This is a genomic window from Streptomyces sp. NPDC050528 (genome assembly GCF_044457795.1).
In the GTDB taxonomy this organism is placed as follows: Bacteria; Actinomycetota; Actinomycetes; order Streptomycetales; family Streptomycetaceae; genus Streptomyces.
Window position 1 is genome coordinate 790,122 of record NZ_JBITHH010000002.1, and the last position, 18,949, is coordinate 809,070.

18 protein-coding genes are annotated in these 18,949 nt (G+C 70.5%); 9 read left to right on the forward strand and 9 right to left on the reverse strand.

Features of this window, described 5'->3' with window-relative positions; genetic code table 11:
• Nucleotides 1-135 precede the first annotated feature (135 nt).
• Nucleotides 136-1,869 carry an MFS transporter gene (locus ACIBK4_RS10880; protein WP_398994192.1) on the forward strand — a complete coding sequence of 578 codons (1,734 nt, stop codon included), beginning with the start codon at nucleotides 136-138 and terminating at the stop codon, nucleotides 1,867-1,869.
• Nucleotides 1,870-1,983: 114 nt separating this feature from the next.
• Entirely contained in the window at nucleotides 1,984-2,634 is a 651-nt protein-coding gene (locus ACIBK4_RS10885) for a class I SAM-dependent methyltransferase (RefSeq protein WP_398994194.1), read from the forward strand.
• A gap of 3 nt (nucleotides 2,635-2,637) precedes the next feature.
• On the opposite strand, the gene ACIBK4_RS10890 is transcribed toward ACIBK4_RS10885, so the two are convergent.
• Complete coding sequence (locus ACIBK4_RS10890) at nucleotides 2,638-3,612, reverse strand: alpha/beta fold hydrolase (protein ID WP_398994196.1); 975 nt, start codon at nucleotides 3,610-3,612, stop codon at nucleotides 2,638-2,640.
• 119 nt (nucleotides 3,613-3,731) lie between these two features.
• Here ACIBK4_RS10890 and ACIBK4_RS10895 point away from each other — a divergent pair, with 119 nt between their 5' ends.
• The 3 genes from ACIBK4_RS10895 (at nucleotide 3,732) to ACIBK4_RS10905 (ending at nucleotide 6,621) form a co-directional block, all read left to right on the forward strand.
• A complete protein-coding gene (locus ACIBK4_RS10895; protein ID WP_398994198.1) occupies nucleotides 3,732-4,640 on the forward strand; it encodes an N-acetylmuramoyl-L-alanine amidase in 909 nt (302 codons plus the stop codon).
• An 86-nt stretch (nucleotides 4,641-4,726) separates the two neighbouring features.
• A complete protein-coding gene (locus ACIBK4_RS10900) occupies nucleotides 4,727-5,497 on the forward strand; it encodes a DUF5336 domain-containing protein (protein ID WP_398994200.1) in 771 nt (256 codons plus the stop codon).
• Nucleotides 5,498-5,616: 119 nt separating this feature from the next.
• Complete coding sequence (locus ACIBK4_RS10905; RefSeq protein ID WP_398994202.1) at nucleotides 5,617-6,621, forward strand: LLM class F420-dependent oxidoreductase; 1,005 nt, start codon at nucleotides 5,617-5,619, stop codon at nucleotides 6,619-6,621.
• A gap of 32 nt (nucleotides 6,622-6,653) precedes the next feature.
• Here the strand turns inward: ACIBK4_RS10905 and ACIBK4_RS10910 are convergent, their stop codons facing one another.
• Complete coding sequence (locus ACIBK4_RS10910; RefSeq protein WP_393757011.1) at nucleotides 6,654-7,229, reverse strand: hypothetical protein; 576 nt, start codon at nucleotides 7,227-7,229, stop codon at nucleotides 6,654-6,656.
• Nucleotides 7,230-7,391: 162 nt separating this feature from the next.
• Here ACIBK4_RS10910 and ACIBK4_RS10915 point away from each other — a divergent pair, with 162 nt between their 5' ends.
• Nucleotides 7,392-7,682: a hypothetical protein gene (locus ACIBK4_RS10915; protein ID WP_033281865.1), complete on the forward strand. Its 291-nt coding sequence runs from the start codon at nucleotides 7,392-7,394 to the stop codon at nucleotides 7,680-7,682.
• Nucleotides 7,683-7,784: 102 nt separating this feature from the next.
• Here the strand turns inward: ACIBK4_RS10915 and ACIBK4_RS10920 are convergent, their stop codons facing one another.
• The 3 genes from ACIBK4_RS10920 to ACIBK4_RS10930 are packed head-to-tail and all read right to left on the reverse strand — an operon-like array spanning nucleotide 7,785 to nucleotide 10,980.
• Entirely contained in the window at nucleotides 7,785-8,852 is a 1,068-nt protein-coding gene (locus tag ACIBK4_RS10920) for a prenyltransferase/squalene oxidase repeat-containing protein (protein ID WP_398994205.1), read from the reverse strand.
• Entirely contained in the window at nucleotides 8,849-9,583 is a 735-nt protein-coding gene (locus tag ACIBK4_RS10925) for a class I SAM-dependent methyltransferase (protein ID WP_318016035.1), read from the reverse strand. Before ACIBK4_RS10925 ends, ACIBK4_RS10920 begins: the two co-directional genes overlap by 4 nt.
• On the reverse strand, nucleotides 9,577-10,980 hold the full coding sequence (locus tag ACIBK4_RS10930; RefSeq protein WP_398994207.1) for a glycosyltransferase family 4 protein: 1,404 nt from the start codon (nucleotides 10,978-10,980) through the stop codon (nucleotides 9,577-9,579). The genes ACIBK4_RS10925 and ACIBK4_RS10930 overlap by 7 nt, the downstream gene beginning before the upstream one ends.
• 210 nt (nucleotides 10,981-11,190) lie before the next feature.
• On the opposite strand from ACIBK4_RS10930, the gene ACIBK4_RS10935 reads away from it, so the two are divergent.
• Both ACIBK4_RS10935 and ACIBK4_RS10940 read left to right on the forward strand, forming a co-directional pair.
• Nucleotides 11,191-11,823, forward strand: coding sequence for a TetR family transcriptional regulator (locus tag ACIBK4_RS10935; RefSeq protein WP_398994209.1), 633 nt, complete (start codon nucleotides 11,191-11,193; stop codon nucleotides 11,821-11,823).
• Between the two features lie 42 nt (nucleotides 11,824-11,865).
• Complete coding sequence (locus tag ACIBK4_RS10940; protein WP_398994211.1) at nucleotides 11,866-12,489, forward strand: 1,4-alpha-glucan branching protein; 624 nt, start codon at nucleotides 11,866-11,868, stop codon at nucleotides 12,487-12,489.
• Nucleotides 12,490-12,499: 10 nt separating this feature from the next.
• Here ACIBK4_RS10940 and ACIBK4_RS10945 read toward each other — a convergent pair whose 3' ends face one another.
• Together ACIBK4_RS10945 and ACIBK4_RS10950 are read right to left on the reverse strand one after the other, a co-directional pair.
• The gene (locus tag ACIBK4_RS10945; protein WP_398994213.1) at nucleotides 12,500-13,399 is read right to left on the reverse strand and encodes a hypothetical protein; all 900 of its coding nucleotides are present in this window, start codon (nucleotides 13,397-13,399) and stop codon (nucleotides 12,500-12,502) included.
• On the reverse strand, nucleotides 13,396-13,770 hold the full coding sequence (locus ACIBK4_RS10950) for a peptidase inhibitor family I36 protein (protein WP_398994215.1): 375 nt from the start codon (nucleotides 13,768-13,770) through the stop codon (nucleotides 13,396-13,398). The genes ACIBK4_RS10945 and ACIBK4_RS10950 overlap by 4 nt, the downstream gene beginning before the upstream one ends.
• 234 nt (nucleotides 13,771-14,004) lie before the next feature.
• On the opposite strand from ACIBK4_RS10950, the gene ACIBK4_RS10955 reads away from it, so the two are divergent.
• Nucleotides 14,005-17,136 (forward strand): AfsR/SARP family transcriptional regulator, encoded by a 3,132-nt coding sequence (locus tag ACIBK4_RS10955; RefSeq protein ID WP_398994217.1) that lies wholly within the window; start codon nucleotides 14,005-14,007, stop codon nucleotides 17,134-17,136.
• Between the two features lie 24 nt (nucleotides 17,137-17,160).
• Here the strand turns inward: ACIBK4_RS10955 and ACIBK4_RS10960 are convergent, their stop codons facing one another.
• Together ACIBK4_RS10960 and ACIBK4_RS10965 are read right to left on the reverse strand one after the other, a co-directional pair.
• Nucleotides 17,161-17,394 carry a ferredoxin gene (locus ACIBK4_RS10960; RefSeq protein WP_366436071.1) on the reverse strand — a complete coding sequence of 78 codons (234 nt, stop codon included), beginning with the start codon at nucleotides 17,392-17,394 and terminating at the stop codon, nucleotides 17,161-17,163.
• 7 nt (nucleotides 17,395-17,401) lie between these two features.
• A complete protein-coding gene (locus ACIBK4_RS10965; RefSeq protein ID WP_398994220.1) occupies nucleotides 17,402-18,859 on the reverse strand; it encodes an aldehyde dehydrogenase in 1,458 nt (485 codons plus the stop codon).
• Nucleotides 18,860-18,949: the final 90 nt, after the last annotated feature.

Below are 18,949 nucleotides of genomic sequence, written 5' to 3' on the forward strand. Positions count from 1 at the left end.
GGTCAGATATTCATGGGACGGTCAAGGATTCGTTAGTACGCCGAAGCATCGGAATAGTTGCCCATGCATACGAGGTTTACCGTGCACTTATCCCGCACGGATCACGCCACACCTACGGCCTGGAGGCCCTACTCCATGACGCACACGTCGACCGACCAGCCCGCACGGAGGCCGTCCGGCGCCGTCGTGCCGGTGCTCGCCTTCGCGGGCATCGTTGTCGCGGTGATGCAGACCCTGCTCGTCCCGGTCATCAAGGACCTGCCGCAGCTGCTGAGCACCGAGCCCAGCAACGCGACCTGGGTCCTGACCTCGACCCTCCTGTCCGGCGCCGTCGCCACGCCGATCATGGGCCGCCTCGGCGACCTCTACGGCAAGCGCCGGATGCTGATCACCAGCCTGGCCATCATGGTCGTAGGAGCGCTGGTCAGCGCCCTCACCAGCGATCTGCTCACGATGATCGCGGGCCGTACGCTCCAGGGGTTCGCGATGGGCGCGATACCGCTCGGTATCGGCCTGATGCGCGACATGCTGCCCCGCGAGAAGCTCGGCTCGGCGATGGCCCTGATGAGTTCCTCGATCGGCGTCGGCGGCGGACTCGCGCTGCCGGCCGCGGCGCTCGTCGCCCAGCACGCCGACTGGCACGCGCTCTTCTACGGCGCGGCCGGCCTCGGTGTTCTCGCGATCGCCCTCACCCTCCTCGTCGTACCGGAGTCCCCGATGCGCGCCGAGGGCACGTTCGACGTGCTCGGGGCGATCGGCCTGTCCGCGGGCCTCGTCCTCTTCCTGCTCCCCATCACCAAGGGCAGTGACTGGGGCTGGACGTCCGGCACAACGCTCGGTCTGTTCGCCGCGGCCGCCGTCGTCCTGCTCCTCTGGGGCGTGATGGAGCTGCGCCTCAAGGCCCCGCTCGTCGACCTGCGCACCACCGCCCGTCCTGCGGTCCTCTTCACCAACCTCGCCTCGATCATGGTCGGTGTCTCCTTCTACGTCGTCTCCCTCGTCCTGCCCCAGCTCCTCCAGCTGCCGAAGGCGACCGGTTACGGTCTCGGGCAGTCGATGGTCACCGCCGGTCTGCTGGTGGCTCCGCTCGGCCTGACGATGATGTTCACGGCCCCCGTCTACGCCCGTCTCTCGGCGAAGTACGGGCCCAAGGTCACCCTGATCCTCGGCATGCTGATCATCGGCATCGGCTACGGCGCGGGGCTCGGCCTCATGAGTGCGGCTTGGCAGTCTCTGGTCATCGCCGTCGTGCTCGGGGCGGGGATCGGGCTTGCGTACTCGTCGCTTCCCGCGTTGATCGTGGGGGCGGTGCCGGCGTCCGAGACCGGTGCGGCCAATGGGCTCAACACCCTTATGCGGTCCATCGGTACGTCCGTTTCCAGTGCGGTGATCGGGATGGTGCTGGCGAACACCGCGAATCATGTGGGCGGGGTTGCGATTCCGACCATGCACGGGTTCCGGGTGTCGTTCCTGATCGCGACCGGTGCGGTTGCCGTGGGGCTGCTCATGGCGCTGTTCCTTCCCAAGCCGAATCGGGCTCCGCAGTTGAACTTCAGCAGTGAGGAAGAGGCGAACCTTGAGCGGGCCGAGGAGGTTCTTCGGGGGTTCCGGGGGCGGGTTCTCGGTGCGGACGGGGTTCCTGTTGCCCGGGCCAAGGTCACACTGATCGACCGTCGTGGGCGGCAGGCCGGGGCGACGCTCTCCGAGGAGGACGGGAGTTACGTGCTCGCTGTGCCGTCTCAGGGGGCGTATGTGCTGGCGGCGCGGGCGGTGGGACACGGGCCGCTTGCCTCGTCTGCGACGCACGGCGGGGACGAGGTCTCGGTTGACCTTGATCTGTCGTTGCCCGGTGAGACTGTCAGCGCGTAGTCGGTTTCGTCGTTTTCTGCGGGTGCGTGGGGGCTGGTCGCGCAGTTCCCCGCGCCCCTAAAGACGTAGCCTGGCTGCGCCCACAAGCTCGCCCTGTACCGAAGGGACCGCCCCATGCCCCCGGCGCCCAAGCCCGAGATCCTCGCCGCGTTCGAAGTGGCGAAGGGGTTCATGCCAGTCGGTGAGGGGCTCGCCCTGTACGCCGCCGCCGTAGAAGCCGGGCGTCTCGGTCTTCCCCTTCTCGAAGTCGGGACGTACTGCGGGCGCTCCACCCTCCTCCTCGCCGATGCTGCCCGTGAGGCCGGTGTCACCGCGCTCACTCTGGATCATCACCGGGGTAGTGAGGAGCAGCAGCCGGGGTGGGAGTATCACGACCCGGAGACCGTCGACCCGGAGATCGGGCTGATGGACACGTTGCCCACGTTCCGCAGGACCCTGCACAAGGCGGGGCTGGAGGAGCATGTGGTCGCGCTTGTCGGGCGGTCGCCGCAGGTAGCCCGTATCTGGGGCACGCCCCTCGGCCTCGTCTTCATCGACGGTGGGCACACCGACGAGCACGCGAACGGGGACTACGAGGGGTGGGCGCCCCATGTCGCCGAGGGTGGGCTGCTCGTGATCCATGACGTGTTTCCGGAACCGGAGGACGAGTTCACCGGGCAGGCGCCGTACCGGGTGTATCTGCGGGCGCTGGAGTCCGGCGCGTTCACGGAGGTGTCGGTGACGGACTCGCTGCGTGTCCTTCGGCGTACAGGCACCGGCATCTAGAGGTCAACTGGGCAGGTGCGCCAGCCAGTTGAGCAAGTGGCCGTTGACCTCCGCCGGGCGCTCCTGCTGGATCCAGTGGCCGCAGCCCTCCAGGATGTGTGAGCCGCGCAGGCCGGGCAGGGTCGCCGGGTACGCGGCGATCGCGTCGAACAGCCAGGTGGTGGACGCGTCCAGGGAACCGCCCAGGAACAGGGACGGCTGGGGAATCGCGGCGCCGTCGTAGGCCGTCAAGTCCTCCCAGTCCCGGTCCATGTTGCGGTAGCGGTTCAGGGCCGCTGTCAGGCCCGTGCGCTCGAACTCTCCCGCGTACACGTCCAGTTCGGCCTCGCCCAGCCATGCCGGCCGCTCCGCCGGGAAGCGGTCGCGCAGGGTGCCGCCCTCGCCCCTGCTCACGAAGTGCGGGTCGGGGGCGCCGGGTTGAGGCATCGTGTCGGCGGAGAACGCGGCGTAGAAGCCCGCCAGCCAGTCGCGTACGTCCGGTTCGATCTCCGACTCCGCCCGGCCCCGCTCCTGGAAGTACGAGACGTAGAACTCCTCGTCGCCGCCCATCCCCGCGAAGATCTCGCTGGGGCGCGGGCCGCCGCGGGGCGTGTAAGGGACGCTCAGCAGTCCTACGGCTCGGAAGACGTCCGGGCGGAGGAGGGCGGAGTTCGCGGCGATGCCCGCGCCCCAGTCGTGGCCGACGATCACCGCCGACCGCTCGCCGAGAGCGTGCACCACCGCCACGGCGTCCTCGACCAGGTCGAGCATCCGGTACGCCGACACGTCGTCCGGGCGGGACGAGCGGCCGTAGCCGCGTACGTCGACGGCGACCGTGCGGTAGCCCGCCGCCGCCAGCGTCGGGAGCTGGTGGCGCCATGAGTAGGAGGACTCCGGGAAGCCGTGCACCAGGAGGACCAGGGGGCCGGTGCCCTGTTCCACCAGGTGGATGCGGCCTGCGGGGGCGGGGACGAGTCGGTGGACGGCTTCCTTGAGCATGGTCGTGAGTCCTCCGGGACGGGGCTGGTTCTCTTGATCCTCTGCCCCTGCGCCACCACCCCACGACTCTTGTTGCCGCTTCAGCAAACCCGCCCTGTGCGGCGGCTAGGGTGGCTCCCGTGTCGTACGTAGGTCCGGACTTCGATCCTCCGCAGCCCCGCCGTCCCCGTCGAGGGCCCCTGACCGTGGCGCTGGCCGCGCTGGTCCCGGGGGCGCTGATCGGGTGGTTCGTCTACGAGGCGGTGGGCGGCCCGGGAGACAGCGCCTCGGCCCACACATCGCCCGCGTCGGCCGGCGCGTCCGTGTCCCCCACGGGCACCGCGTCCAACGACGACAAGCCGCCGGGGCCAAGTCCCCTCAAGGGCAAGGTCGTTGTCATCGACCCCGGTCACAACGTCACCAACTTCCAGCACAGCGCCGAGATCAACCGCAAGGTGGACATCGGCACGAACTGGAAGGAGTGCGACACCACCGGGACGTCGACCAACGCGGGGTACGCGGAAGCCCAGTTCACGATGGACGTGTCCCATCGGCTGAAGGCGATCCTCGAAAAGGCGGGCGTCACGGTGAAGTTGACGCACGACGGGGACTCGCCGGCCTGGGGACCGTGCGTCGACCAGCGGGCCAGGATCGGGAACGACGCGCACGCGGACGCCGCGATCTCCATCCACGCCGACGGCGCACCGGTCGGCGACCGGGGTTTCCATGTGATCCTGCCGGCCTCCGTGCACGCGGGCGGCGCCGACACTCGTGCCATCGTCGGCCCCTCCGCCGTCCTCGGGAAGGGCATCGCGGGCGACTACCGCCGTACTACGGGCGAACCGTTCTCCAATTACATCGGCGAAGGCACCGGTCTCGTCACGCGTAAGGACCTGGGCGGTCTCAATCTGTCAACGGTTCCCAAGGTGTTCATCGAGTGCGGCAACATGCGCGATAGCAATGATGCTGCACTGCTGACGAACGGCGCCTGGCGACAGAAGGCGGCGCAGGGGATCTCTGAGGGAATCGTGAGTTTCCTGCGCGGGTAGCGATCAGTGGGCTGATCCGGGCGGACACCCTGACAGGGTGGACGATAGGGTCAACCGACGACGAGACGACCTACGAAGGACCTGAAGTGAATATCCGCTCCCTCACACGAGGCGACGGCGTGGTGATCGGAGCAGCGGTATTGCTCTTCATCGCGTCGTTCCTCAAGTTCTACACGGCCAACGGGATCACCCTGGACATCACCGCGTGGACGAGCCTCGGTAACGGTCTCGGCACCTACATGGGCGGCGTCATCGGTGCCGCTCTCGTCGTCGTCAACCGTTGCCTGCCGCAGCCGCGCAAGGTCGTGGGCCTGGATCTCGGGACAGTCGGCGTGGCGTTCACGGTCCTCACCGCGTGGACCCTGTTCTGGACGCTGGTGGACGTCGGCGACAACCTCAGCGCCGGCGCCGGCCTCATCCTCGGCTTCATCGCCGCCCTCGTCATGGCCGGCGGCGCGATCGCGACGCCCCTCGTCCCGGCCCTCCAGGCCGCCCTCGTCCCGGCCCCCAAGCCGGCCGCCCCGCAGCCCTACGGCGCCCAGCCGCCCAGCGGTTACGGCTACCCGGGTGCCGGTCAGCCGCAGCCGTCGTACGGCACCCCGCCCCAACAGGCGCAGGCCGCGCAGCCGTTCGGGCAGCCCGCGCCGGCTCCGGCCGCGGACTTCTCGCCGTTCTGGTTCGCGGTGCCGGTGGCCCGGCCGCTGTTCGCGGAGGACGGTTCGCCGTCGCCGATCGCCGAACTGGCGCCGGGTACCTGGTACTTGGCCGTGGAGCAGCGTGGTCCGGCGCTCGTGGCGCAGACCCAGGACGGCCGTCGTGGCGTCCTTCAGGACACGTCGGGGATCCAGCGCGGCTGAGTCTCCCGCCGGCGTTCACCGCGGCCCCTCGCCCTTCCGGGCGGGGGGCCGTTGTCGTACAGTCGCAGCCGTCCGGCGACGGACTGACGGTCCGTCACATTCTTGGCTGTGGAGGCGATATGCGGCTCGGTCTCGCACTCGGGTACTGGGGGCGCGGGCCCTCCGCCGACCATGTGCCACTGGCCCAGGAGGCCGAAGGGCTCGGCTACGACTCCGTGTGGACGGCCGAGTCGTGGGGCTCCGACGCCTTCACTCCCCTCACCTGGATCGCGGCCCAGACCTCAACGATCAAGCTGGGTACGGCCGTTGCGCAGATGGCGGCCCGTTCACCGACGACCACCGCGATGCACGCGCTCACCCTCGACCATCTCTCCGGCGGGCGCGTGCTGCTCGGGCTCGGGCTGTCGGGGCCGCAGGTGGTGGAGGGCTGGTACGGGCGTCCGTTCCCCAAGTCGCCGCTCACCGCGACCCAGGAGTACGTCGAGGTCGTACGGCAGGTGCTGCGGCGGGAGGCGCCGGTCGAGGTGGCCGGACGGTTCCACGCGCATCCGTACCGGGGGGAGGACGGTACGGGGCTCGGCAAGGCCCTCAAGTCCATTACCCACCCGCTCCGTTCGGACCTGCCGGTGTTGCTCGGCGCGGAGGGGCCGAAGAACGTGGCGCAGACGGCGTCGATCGCGGACGGGTGGCTGCCGTTGTACTGGTCGCCGAGCCGGCCCGAGGTCTACGGCACGACGGCCTTCCGGGACGGGTTCATCGTGGCGCCCATGGCGCAGGTGAAGGTCTGCGACGACGTGGCCGAAGGCCTGCTCCCCGTGAAGATGATGCTCGGCTTCTACATCGGCGGGATGGGGCACGCGGCCCGGAACTTCCACGCCGATCTGATGGCACGCATGGGGTACGAGGAAGAGGCCCGGCGGATACAGGAGTTGTTCCTCGCCGGGCGCCGGGAGGAGGCCGTGCTCGCCGTGCCGGACGCGTTCGCCGACGAGATCTCGCTCGTCGGGCCGCGTGAACGCATCGCGGAACGGCTGGAGTTGTGGCGCAAGGGCCCGGTGACGGATCTCCTGGCCCTTGCGCCCGACCCGCACACGCTGCGGGTCCTGGCCGAGCTGAACTCCTAGGAGCCGCTCAACTCCCGGCCTCCGAAGGGCTCTTACCCTCCGGCGAGCTGCCCTGCCGATGGCACCTTGTCGGTCACCTCGGCGCCGGCGCTCTTACCGGCGTCCTTGACCTTGTTGATGATGTCGTCGAACGAACCCGCCGTGGCGTCGGTCGAGTCGCCCTTGCGGAGCTTGGACGGCAGGTCCTTGAGGGAGTCGATGCCGGCGCTGAGCGGCGCGACCGCCTTGGCGAGCGTGGGGTCGCCCTTGGCGTTCTTGGTGGCCGCCTTGAGCCGGTTGTACGCGAACGCGCCCGCGAGGCCCGCCTTGATGAGCGCGAACCTGCGCCCGCTCGCGCCCTTCTTGAACTTGCCCGCCTTCCAGGGCTTCACGATCCACTGGTAGGTGGCACCGGCGGCGAGACCCGCGTTCGCGACGAAACGGGTCTTGGCGAACTTCTGCCGTTCGGCGGAGGTACTGGGGCTCGGCGTCGCTGCGGCGGCCGCGGCAACGACGGCCGCGGTGTCCTGCGTGGCGTCATCGGTGGCGCTGCCGCAGGCCGTGGCTCCGGCGAGCAGGGCGCAGCACAGAGTGAGCGCCACGAAGAGGCGCCGTATCGGTACGGGCACGGGGTCCTCCGGGGTGTTCTCCCCGAGTGGGTGTCCTTACCCCGGCAGCCTCACCCGACTCGGCCACACGCGCCACCCGGCGGGGCCGTTCGGGTGCTGCGCGGCCGATTCGGGTTTCGACCGGCCGGGTTTCATCCCGTCGGAAGCGGCAATCCGCTTGGCATGTCCCCCTACTACCGACGCGGTTCGAATTCAGTCGGCAACGTCATCGTGATCATCGCCGACATCATGGCCCTCATCCTGGCCCTCTGGATTCTGATGTACCTGTTGGACGCCAACCGCGCGAACGACCTCGTGCAGTTCGTCCACCGCTCGGCCAACTGGCTCGCCGGCTGGTCCCGCGACCTGTTCACCTTCGACGAGGCGTGGGCGCGAGTCATTTGCGGCTACGGTCTGGCAGCGGTGGTGTACCTGTTCATCGGCCACGCGATCGCCAACAAGGTCCACCGTTAAGCGCAGGCCCGGTGGGGCAGTTCCCCGCGCCCTAAAGATACAGCGAGCCCGGGTTTTTAGGGGCGCGGGGAACTGCGCGACCAGCCCCCACCGGGCCCGCGCCTAACAACAATCCGGATCCAGCCCCAACGGCAAATGCTCGGCCCCGAACACCGCACAGGTGGCGTCATGCCCACCCAACGCCGCCACCGCAAGCAGCAACGACCCCGCAGTCCACGTGGTCAACTCCCGCGGCCACACCGCATCGTCGTCGAAGACGTACCCGGTCCAGTACAGCCCGCTCTCGGAATCACGCAGATGCTGAATGGACTGCAGAATCTCCAACGCCCGATCGGACTCCCCCAACACCCAGAGCGCCAGGGCGAGTTCAGCGGACTCACCACCGGTCACCCACGGGTTGGGAACGACGCACCGCACACCCAGCCCCGGCACGACGAACCGGCTCCAGCCCTCCTCCACCCGGGACTTGGCCTCCGCACCGGTCAACGCACCGCCCAGCACCGGGTAGTACCAGTCCATCGAGTAACGGTCCTTGTCCAGGAACCGTTCAGGATGCCGACGAATAGCGTGCCGCAACGCCCCGACCGCCAACTCCCAGTCCGGCTGCGGCTCTTCACGCTGCTCGGCGATGGCAAGCGCACACCGCAACGCCTGGTGGATCGAGGACGACCCGGTCAGCAGCGCATCCGCCGTGTCCGAACCGTCGTCCTCCCGCTTCCACCCGACCTGCCCACCCGGCTGCTGCAACCGCAACACGAACTCGACCGCGGCGAACACCGTGGGCCACAACCGGTCCAGGAACGTGTCGTCACCGGTGGCGAGGTAGTGGTGCCACACGCCTACGGCTATGTAGGCGACGAAGTTGGTCTCACGCCCCCGGTCGGTCACATCCTGCGCGTCACCGTCGGCGTAGGCCGCGAACCACGACCCGTCCTCGTTCTGGTGCCGCGCAAGCCAGTTGTACGCCCGCTCCGCCGCCTCGTGCTCCCCCGCCGCGTCCAGCGCCATCGCGGCCTCGGTGTGGTCCCACGGGTCGAGATGATGACCCCGGAACCACGGAATCGCCCCGTCCTCCCGCTGCACGGCGAGGATGCCGGCGACGGTCGCGGCGGCCTGCTCGGCGGTGAGGACCCCGGGCAGGACGAGGTGTTCTGTCCGGGGAGTGGTCACTTGGCTTCCGCCAGGGGCAGGTGCGGCTTGGTCGCGTAGGCCACGAAGCTCTTGCCGATCAGCGGGTTCAGCGCCTGTTCGGCGACCCGGGTGGCGAGGGGTTTCTTCATGATGTCCCAGACCAGGAGCTTGTGGTACGCCTGCACCGGCAGCGCCTTGTCGTTGTCCACGCCGAACGCGCACTTCAGCCACCAGTACGGCGAGTGCAGCCCGTGCGCGTGGTGCGTGCCGTACGGCTTGAGGCCCGCCTCGCGGATCTTGGCGAGGAGTTCGTCCGCCTTGTAGATGCGGATGTGGCCGCCCTCGACCTCGTGGTAGGCGTCGGACAGGGCCCAGCAGATCTTCTCGGGGCCGTAGCGCGGGACGGTGATGGCGATACGGCCGCCGGGCTTCAGCACCCGGACCATCTCGGCGAGCACTCCCTTGTCGTCCGGGATGTGTTCCATGACCTCGGAGATGATCACGACGTCGAACGACTCGTCGGGGAAGGGGAGTTGGAGCGCGTCGCCCTCCATCGCGGTGGCGGTGGCGCCGGCCGGGGCCTCGCCGGCCTCCTTCATCGCCGCGAACCACTTGGCGACCTCGCGGATCTCCTCGGCGTTCTGGTCGAGGGCGACGACCTGTGCCCCTCGCCGGTAGCACTCGAACGCGTGCCGCCCGGCACCGCACCCGAGGTCCAGGACACGGTCGCCAGGGGCGAGCGGGAACCGGGAGAAGTCGACGGTCAGCACGTGGCCCTGCTTTCGGGATAGACGCCGGTATCACTGGTCGAGCTGGGGGAAGGAGTGGGCGCGGGCGACAACGATGCCGAGGACGCGTTGCCCGTCGAGCCTGCGGCGATCGCCTCGCGGTAGCGGGCCGCCGTACCCTCGGCCGCCTTCGCCCAGGTGAAGCGGGCCAGGACGCGTTCCCGGCCCGCCGCGCCGAGCCGGGCCCGGAGCGCCGGGTCGGCCAGGAGTCGGCTCAGGGCGGCGGCCAGTGCACCCGGGTCCCCCGGCGGCACCGCCAAGCACGTGTCCCCGTCGCGCCCGGCGACTTCCGGGATCGCCCCGCCCGTCGTCGCGACGAGCGGCGTCCCCGTGGCCATCGCCTCCGCCGCCGGCAGCGAGAACCCCTCGTACAGCGAGGGCACGCACGCGACCTCCGCCGAGCGGACCAGGTCGACCAGTTCGGCGTCCGAGATGCCCTTCACGAACTCGACGGCTCCTTCGAGGCCGTAGCGCTCGACGGCTTGGGCGACCGGCCCTTCGGTGGGGCGCTTTCCTACGACGATCAGGTGGGCGTCGGGGTGTTCGGTGCGGACCTTCGCGAGGGCCTCGACCAGGAACACGAGGCCCTTGAGGGGGACGTCCGCGCTGGAGGTCGTGACGATCCGGCCCGGTACCTGCGGGACCGCAGGGTTCGGGGAGAACAGGTCGGTGTCGGCGCCGATGTGGACGACGTGGATACGGTCGTCGCGGACGCCGAGGTGGTCGATGATCTCCTGGCGCGAGGTACCGGAGACGGTGAGCACGGAGGGCAGGCGGCGGGCGACGCGCTTCTGCATCTGCGTGAACGCGTACCAGCGGCGCTTGGACATCCGCTGGCGCCAGTTCTCGGCCGCGTCCAGCTCCAACTGCCGGTCCACGGTGATGGGGTGGTGGATCGTGGTGACGAGGGGGGCGCCTACATCCCCCAACAACCCGTACCCCAGCGTCTGGTTGTCGTGCACGATGTCGAACTCGCCCTGCCGGGCGCGGAGATGGCGGCGGGCGCGGAGCGAGAACGTGAGGGGCTCGGGGAAGCCGCCGGTCCACATCGTCGCCACTTCGAGGGCGTCGACCCAGTCCCGGTACTCGTCGCGCTTAGGGGTGCGGAAGGGGTCCGGTGAGCGGTACAGGTCGAGCGAGGGCAGTTCGGTCAGGGAGATGCCGTCGTAGCCCTCGTCGAGGACCGGGTAGGGCTGCGAGCCGATGACCTCGACGCGGTGCCCGAGGCGGGCCAACTCGCGGGAGAGATGGCGGACGTAGACGCCCTGCCCGCCGCAGAACGGGTTCCCCTTATAGGTGAGGAGTGCGATACGGAGCGGTCGCTCGCCGTCGGCTGCCGAGTCCTCCTGGGGACCCGCCTGACTGGCCTCAGCGGTCACTCTGAGCCCCCTTCTCCCTGCACTGTCCCGCGAGATTACGCCGGGACGCTAATCTAGAACAAGTTTCAGACTTGATCGTCCAGGAGGTTCTGAATCTACCGGCCGGTACGGGCGCTCGGAGAAGTGGATCAGGTGATTCACACCACGGCCGCAGCCCTGCCATGATCGGTGCGATCACCCACCCTCACCGACAGTCACGGATCGGGAGCCATGCCAGCGCAAGCCAAGCCCGAAGCCACTGCGCGGACCTCGCCGCCCCTCACCGAGCGGCAGGAGGCCCGGCGGCGCCGCATCCTGCACGCGAGCGCGCAGTTGGCGAGCCGGGGCGGTTTCGACGCGGTGCAGATGCGGGAGGTCGCGGAGTCCTCGCAGGTCGCGCTCGGCACGCTGTACCGGTACTTCCCGTCCAAGGTGCATCTCCTGGTCGCCACGATGCAGGACCAGTTGGAGCACATGCACGGCACGCTGCGGAAGAAGCCGCCGGGCGGTGACACGGCGGCCGAGCGGGTCGCGGAGACCCTGATGCGGGCCTTCCGCGCGCTCCAGCGCGAGCCGCATCTCGCCGACGCGATGGTCCGCGCGCTGACCTTCGCCGACCGCAGCGTCTCCCCCGAGGTCGACCAGGTCTCCCGGCAGACCACGGTGATCATCCTGGACGCGATGGGCCTGGACGACCCGACCCCGGAGCAGCTCTCGGCGGTCCGCGTCATCGAGCACACCTGGCACTCGGCGCTGATCACCTGGCTCTCGGGGCGGGCGTCCATCGCGCAGGTGAAGATCGACATCGAGACGGTGTGCCGGTTGATCGATCTCACGGAGCCGGACGCCACCGGGGACCGATGATTCTCACCGGGCCGGGCGGGGCCAGGGGCCGATAATTCCCCCATGGCTGTCATTCACCAGACCTACGTCAGGCCCACCAAGCTCGAACTCCTCACCCCCTGGCTGCCCACCCGCCCCTGGTATCACGGCTCCCCCGAACCGGAGTTGACGAAGGCCGGCGGGTTCCGCCTCGACGACCCCGAGGGCGAGGTCGGCATCGAGTTCATGGTCGTCACCGACGGCAAGGGCGCCTACCTCGTGCCGCTCACCTACCGCGCCGCCCCGCTCCCCGGCGCCGAACACGCCCTCGTCGGCACCATGGACCACGGTGTGCTCGGCCCGCGCTGGGCCTACGACGGCTGTCACGACCCGGTGCTGACCGCCGGGTTGGCGGCGCTCATCGAGGGGCGCGTGGAGGCGCAGGCGCAGAGCGTCTCCCACACCCCGGACCGGGAGGTCGCCCGCTCCTGCGCCGACACGGCCCGCGTCCCCGCCCTCGGCACCCCGACCGACACCGCCGAGGCCACCGAGTTCGCCGCACCGGACGGCCCGACGCTGCGGCTGCACCGCGTGCTGACCCCCGGCTCCACGGCTCCCGAGGACGCGCTCGGCCAGGTCACCGGCGCCTGGACACAGCCCGACGGCACCCGGGTCCGAGCGCTGTTCGCCGCGCTCCGGCCGAGCTAGTCCCGGTGGCTCACGCGGTGGCGGAGGCCAGTGCCTTGTGCCGGTCCGCCACGTAACTCGCCACGGTCTTTCGGTCAGCGGCCGTCAACAGCCGTTTCTCGACCGCCTGTTGGACACCCCAGACGGCTTCGGACAGCCCGGTCCGCGTCTGGCACTCCGCGTCGGCGCGCGCGGTACGGATCTCGTCGTTGCCGAGCGCGCGGAGGGCCTTCTCGTCCGACGCGGCCTTGCGCAGGCGGGAGTTGACGGCCTCCCGGGGTGCCTGGAGGTCCTTCGCCGGGTGCCCCGCCTTCGTCATGCACGACGACCAACGGCGGACGGCGGCAAGGTAGTCGGGATCCTTCTCCACGGCTCCGAGGACGCGGTTCGCCAGGCCTATGGTGCGGGGTTCCACCGTGTTCCAGTCCGCGCCGTAGAGCTCGGTGCGGGCCCGGGCCACGCAGCCGTCGGTGGAGTAGGCGAGGGTGACTCCGTCGGGCAGGCGCAGGCTCACCCGGTGGGCCGGGGTGCCGGTCAACGCCCTTTGCCAGGACGCCTGGTGGGGTTCGCTCGCCGGGACGGGGGTGGACCGCTGGTAGAGGTACTCGCCGACGATGCCGTAGCCGTCCTGGGTCGCCTTCCTGACGGTGAGCAGGCCGTAGGGGTTGGTCTCCTCGCCGCGCGCGGACGCGGTGCGGGGCTCGGCCGTGTACGTCTGGCCGCGGGCGCGCATGCAGACGGCGACGGCGTGTTCCTCACGGTCGTGCAGGCGTACGGCGTCGGCGTAGGTGGACGCGGTGGCGCCCGCCAGGGGACGGACGTCGAGCGCCTCGGGCCCGCGGGCCGACTGCTCACCCCCGTGGGAGCAGCCGGCCGCGGACAGCACAAGGAACACCGCGAGCAGTGTCCGCCGCGCCGTGGTTGTGCTCACACGCACCAGTCGTTGGAGGCGACGTTGTGCCAGTACACGGTGTTCGCGAGCGAGCCGTTGTAGTAGCCCTTGGCGAGGATGTAGCTGGACCCCGTGTAGCCGGTGCCGGAGTAGATCCGGACGTTGCAGCTGTTGCCGTTGTTGTAGAGCGACTCGGCGTTGTTGAACTTGTTGTACTGGAGCAGGTTGGTGTTGTCGCCGTAGACCACGCCGGGGTCGCCCGCGCCGTTGACGCCGAGGTAGGCGCAGAGTCCTCCGGAGGGGCAGTCCGACAGTGCCGCGTTCGCGGGGGCGGCGGTGATGAACGCGCCGGTGGTGGCGAGGGCAACGCCCCCCAGGGCGATGCCGGCCTTGGCCAGGATCCGCTTCATTCTCGTGTTCCTCCATCACTCAAGGCGCCGCCCACGGGACGGAAGTCGTCCGTGGTGCGGGCGAGTTGCCGTGTCCAAGGTGGCGGAGGGAGGTGGCTGGGGATCTTGCGTAAACCTTGTCCCGCAGGTGGGCAGGTGATTGGGTGCGCGGTGGAGAACCTGTGGAGCGCGTGGGGTGGGACGGTGGAGACGGGCGTGAGGGGATTTCGGCTGCTGGGGCCCGTGGAGTTATGGGTGGCGGGCCGTCCGGTCGATCTGGGCCCCACCAAGCGGCTTACGGTCCTGGCGGCACTGCTGGTGGACGCGGGCCGCTGGGTACCGGCCGAGACGTTGATCGACCGGGTCTGGGGCGAGGACCCGCCGACGCAGGTGCGCGCCACGCTCTACGCCCACATCGCCCGGATCCGCCGGGTCCTGACGGAGACGGGGCCGCTGCTCGCCCAGGACGATGAGTCCTCTGAAGTCCCCTTGCTCTCCCCGGAGTTGGTACGCGGCCCTGCGGGCTATCGGATCGACATCGCGCCCGACCTGGTCGACATACACCGCTTCCGGAGCCTCGTCGCGCGGGCCCGTCGGGCCGAAGACGCCGATGCGGCAAGGGTGTTGACTCTGCGGGAGGCGATGGGGCTGTGGCAGGGAACGCCGTTGGCCGGGTTACCCGGTGAGTGGGCGGCGCGGACCCGGGAAAGCTGGCTGCGCCAGTACGTCGATGCCGTGCTCGGCTGGGCGGAGGCCGAACTCCGGGTCGGTGGGCACCTGGTGGTGGTCGACACGCTGTCCGTTCTCGTCGCCGAGCACCCGCTGGTCGAGCCGCTCGCCGTGGCGCTGATCCGGGCGCTCGCCGCCGCCGGGCGTGCCCCGGAGGCGCTCGCCTGCTACGCCGCCCTGCACAAGCGGCTGGCCGACGAACTCGGCACCGCTCCGGGGCCGGAGGCCCGACGGGCACACCAGGATGTCCTCGGCGGGAAGGCCGCCCCGCGCCCGCCGTTCGGCACCGGCGCCAGTCCCGGCGCCGGGCGCGGCAAGGTCGTACCCGCTCAGCTCCCCCTGGACCCGGCCGGGTTCACCGGTCGCGAGGACGAACTGGCCCGGCTGGAGAAGGCCTTGGGTATGGGCGCCGGCGCCGCGCGGCCGACCGCGATGGTGGTGTCGGCGGTGTCCGGGACGGCGGGCGTGGGCAAGACGGCTCTGGCGGTGCACTGGGCGCACCGGGCCCGGGACCGGTTCCCCGACGGCCAGTTGTATGTGAACCTGCGCGGCTACGACCCCGGCCGGCCGATGACCGCCCCCGACGCGCTGGTCCGGTTCCTGACCGCGCTCGGGGTGCCCGAGCAGGACATCCCGCCGGAGCCGGACGACCGGGCGGCGCGCTACCGCACCGAGGTCGCGGACCGGCGGATGCTGATCGTGCTGGACAACGCCGCCACGGTGGAGCAGGTCCGTCCGCTGCTGCCCGGCACCGGTTCCTGCGCGGTGCTGGTGACCAGCCGCGCCAGTCTGGCCGGGCTGGTCGCGCGGGAGGGCGCCCAGCGTCTCGACCTCGACCTGCTGCCGGCCGACGCGGCCCGCACCCTGCTGCGCCGGCTCATCGGCCCGCGCGCCGAGGCCGAGCCCGACGCGGTGGACACCCTCGCAGCACAGTGCGCCCGGCTGCCGCTCGCGCTGCGGGTCGCCGCGGAACTCGCCGCCGCCCGCCCCGGCACCCCGCTGACCGACCTCGTCGCCGAACTCGCCGACCAGCAGGGCCGGTTGTTCCTGCTCGACGCGGAGGGCGACCCCCGGGCCGCCGTGGTCACGGTGTTCTCCTGGTCGCTGCGGCACCTGTCCCCGGAGGCGGCGCGTACGTTCCGACTCCTCGGCCTGCACCCCGGCCCCGACCTCGACGCGTACGCCACCGCGGCACTGACCGGCAGCACGGTGGCAGACGCCCGCCACGCCTTGGAGGTCCTCGCCCGCGCCCATCTGGTGCAGCGCGCGGACAGCGCCCCCGCGCCGGACGCCCCCACCCGCACCCGACCCGTCCAACGCGCGGACACCGCCCGCTACGGCATGCACGACCTGCTGCGCGCCTACGCCGCCGGGCTCGCCACGGCTCAAGACCCGCCGGAGGAGCGGGAGTTGGCGCTGGAGCGGCTCTTCGACCACTACCTCGCGACCGCTGCCGTCGCCATGGACCGGCTCCACCCGGCCGAGGCCCACCGGCGCCCCGCCGCTCCCGAGACCTCGACTCCCGTGCCCGATCTGTCGGATCCGGACGCCGCGCGCGCCTGGCTGAGCGCCGAGCGCGCGTGCCTGACGGCGATGTCCGCGCACACCGCCGCTCACGGCCGCCCCACCCACGCGATCCGCCTCTCCCAGACCCTGTACCGCCATCTCATCAGCGGTCACCACACCGACGGCCTCACGATCCACGGCCACGCCCGTGACGCCGCCCGGCTGCTCGCCGACCCGGCGAGCGAGGCCCTCGCGCTGCTCGGCATCGGCACCGCGCACTACCAACTGGCCCGGCACGAACCGGCCCGCCAGCACCTGCAAGAGGCGCTGACGCTGTTCCGGCAGGCCGCCGACCCCACCGGCCAGGCCCGCGCCCTGACCAACCTCGGGCTCGTCGACGAACGCCTGGGCCGTTTCCTGTCGGCCGTCGAGTACCTCGAACAGGCGCTGCTGCTGTACCGGAGCGTCGACGACACGTCGGGCGAGTCGATCGCGCTGAAGAATCTCGCCCATGTCGAGGGCCAGTTGGGCCGCTACGACCAGGCCGCCGACCACCTCCAGCAGTCCCTGACCCTGCTGCGCCGCACCGGCAACCGGTACCTGGAGGCCCACGCGCTCATGGACCTCGGCACGGTCGAGACCTCCCTCGACCGCCTGGACGAGGCGGCGCACCACCAGGAACAGGCCCTGGCGCTGCTCAGGGAGGTGGGCGACGGGTACGGCGAGGCAGGCGCCCTGCACGGCCTGGGCCTCGTCCACTCCCGCCGCGACCGGCATACGGAGGCCGCCGAGTGCCACCGCCAGGCGCTAGCCCTGTACTCGCGGAACGGCGACCGCGACGGCGAGGCCAGGGCCCTCAACGGCCTCGGCGAAGCCGCCCACGCCGCCGGCCGTCCGTCCGACGCCCTCGCCCACCACACCGAGGCCCTCAGCATCGCCGAGGACATCGGCAGCCCGGGCGAACAGGCCCGCGCCCACACGGGTTTGGCCGAGGCTCACCACACCCTCGCCGACACCACCGCGGCCATCCAGCACTACGACCGCGCACTCGCCCTGTACACGGAACACGGCATGCCGGAGGCGGACACGGTCAGAAGGCGACTGGCCTCGGTGACCCCTGGAGTTCATCCCCCCGGGGCCACCAGTCCCTGAACCAGGGCGAGTTACTCCTCCGGCCTACTCCTCCGGCGGGAACACCGGTTCCCCGCTCCCCAGCAGCGTGATCATGATGGCCTCCACCGGGCAGCCCTCCGCCGCCGCGAGGATCCTCTCGTTGGCGTCGGTCTCCGGTTCGGCCGGGTGGGACTGCATGGCCGAGTCGAGGTGGAAGCGGTCGGGGGCCTGGTGGACGCACTGGGCCGAGCCGATGCAGATGGAGCGGTCGACCTCTACCTGCCAGCGGTCGCCCATCGTCCGGTCACCCCTCCCAGCCGGCGGGCAGGTGGATCATCTTGTGTTCGAGGAACTCGGAGTAGCCCTCGGGCCCGAACTCCCGTCCCAGACCGCTGTTCTTGTAGCCGCCGAACGGGCCGAGCATGTCGAGGCTGAAGGTGTTGACGGAGTAGGTGCCGGTGCGGACCTGGCGGGCGATGTCGATGCCGTGCGCCACATCTCCCGTCCAGACGCTGCCGCTGAGGCCGTAGTCGGAGTCGTTCGCGATCTTCACGGCCTCGGTCTCGTCGCCGTACGGGAGGAGGCAGACGACCGGGCCGAAGATCTCCTCGCGGGCGATGCGCATCGAGTTGTCGACGTCGCCGAAGAGGGTCGGCTCGACGTACCAGCCGTGGTCGAGGCCGGGTGGACGGCCGCCGCCCGTAAGGATCTTGGCGCCCTCCTCCTGGCCGATGCGGATGTAGTCGAGGTTGCGCTGCTGCTGCCGCTTGGCGACCAACGGGCCCACCTGGGTGGCCGGGTCGAGCGGGTCGCCGACGACGAGGGCACTCGCCGCCGCCGCGAACGCGTCCGCGAACTCGTCGTAGCGCGAGCGCGGTACGAGGATGCGGGTCTGGGCGACGCACGCCTGGCCGTTGTTCATCCAGGCGGCCGAGACGATGCCGGGGACGGCGGTCGCGATGTCCGCGTCGGGCAGGACGATCGCCGCCGACTTGCCGCCCAACTCCAGTGTCACGCGCGTGAGATGACGGGCCGCGACCTCCATCACGCGCTTGCCGGCCGGGACCGAACCGGTGAAGGAGACCTTGTCGATGCCGGGATGCCCGACGAGGTACTCACTGACCTCGCGGTCGGCCGGGAGGATCGACAGGACACCCTCCGGCAGCCCGGCCTCCTTCGTTATCTCGCCCAACAGATAGGCGTCCAGGGGCGATTCGGGCGACGGCTTGAGGATCGCCGTGCAGCCGGTGAGCAGCGCGGGCGCGAGCTTGGCGGCGGCCACGAACTGCGGGACGTTCCACGGGACTACGGCCGCGACCACCCCAACTGGCTCTCGCCGTACGAGGATCTTGCCGAGGACTCCGTCGCGCCGCTCCTCGTAGGTGAAGCCCTTCGCGACGGTGATCGCCGCGTCCCACACCATCATCGCGCCGAGGGCCTGCCCGAGGATGCTCCAGGAGTACGGCGACCCGTTCTCGGAGGAGATGACGCGGCCGATCTCCTCGTACCGGGCGGCTATCGCGTCCTTGATGCGGGTGACGACCGCGATCCGTTCGTCGAGGGACATGCGCGGCCAGGGGCCCTCGTCGAAGGCCTTGCGGGCCACGGCGACCGCGCGGTCCACGTCTGCGGTCGACGCGTGCGGGACGCGGCCGATGACCTCCTCGGTGTGCGGGGAGATCACCTCGATGACGTCCTTGCCCAGGGGATCGGTCAACTCCCCGCCGATGAACAGCTGTCGGTGTTCCACGAGCTCCGTCATGGCCGATTGCCTCCCCGGTACCGCTGTCTGACGATCCATCAGATACGAAGACTGAATACCAGTTCCGGTCGATGGAGTCCACGTATAGTG

Excerpts from the sequence above, each read along its gene's own strand:
- ACIBK4_RS10935 (WP_398994209.1), top strand. The coding sequence starts at position 11,191 with ATGCCAGCGCAAGCCAAGCCCGAAGCCACTGCGCGGACCTCGCCGCCC.
- ACIBK4_RS10880 (WP_398994192.1), top strand. The coding sequence starts at position 136 with ATGACGCACACGTCGACCGACCAGCCCGCACGGAGGCCGTCCGGCGCC.
- ACIBK4_RS10915 (WP_033281865.1), top strand. The coding sequence starts at position 7,392 with ATGTCCCCCTACTACCGACGCGGTTCGAATTCAGTCGGCAACGTCATC.
- ACIBK4_RS10940 (WP_398994211.1), top strand. The coding sequence starts at position 11,866 with ATGGCTGTCATTCACCAGACCTACGTCAGGCCCACCAAGCTCGAACTC.
- ACIBK4_RS10890 (WP_398994196.1), bottom strand. The coding sequence starts at position 3,612 with ATGCTCAAGGAAGCCGTCCACCGACTCGTCCCCGCCCCCGCAGGCCGC.
- ACIBK4_RS10950 (WP_398994215.1), bottom strand. The coding sequence starts at position 13,770 with ATGAAGCGGATCCTGGCCAAGGCCGGCATCGCCCTGGGGGGCGTTGCC.
- ACIBK4_RS10905 (WP_398994202.1), top strand. The coding sequence starts at position 5,617 with ATGCGGCTCGGTCTCGCACTCGGGTACTGGGGGCGCGGGCCCTCCGCC.
- ACIBK4_RS10885 (WP_398994194.1), top strand. The coding sequence starts at position 1,984 with ATGCCCCCGGCGCCCAAGCCCGAGATCCTCGCCGCGTTCGAAGTGGCG.
- ACIBK4_RS10960 (WP_366436071.1), bottom strand. The coding sequence starts at position 17,394 with ATGGGCGACCGCTGGCAGGTAGAGGTCGACCGCTCCATCTGCATCGGC.
- ACIBK4_RS10965 (WP_398994220.1), bottom strand. The coding sequence starts at position 18,859 with ATGACGGAGCTCGTGGAACACCGACAGCTGTTCATCGGCGGGGAGTTG.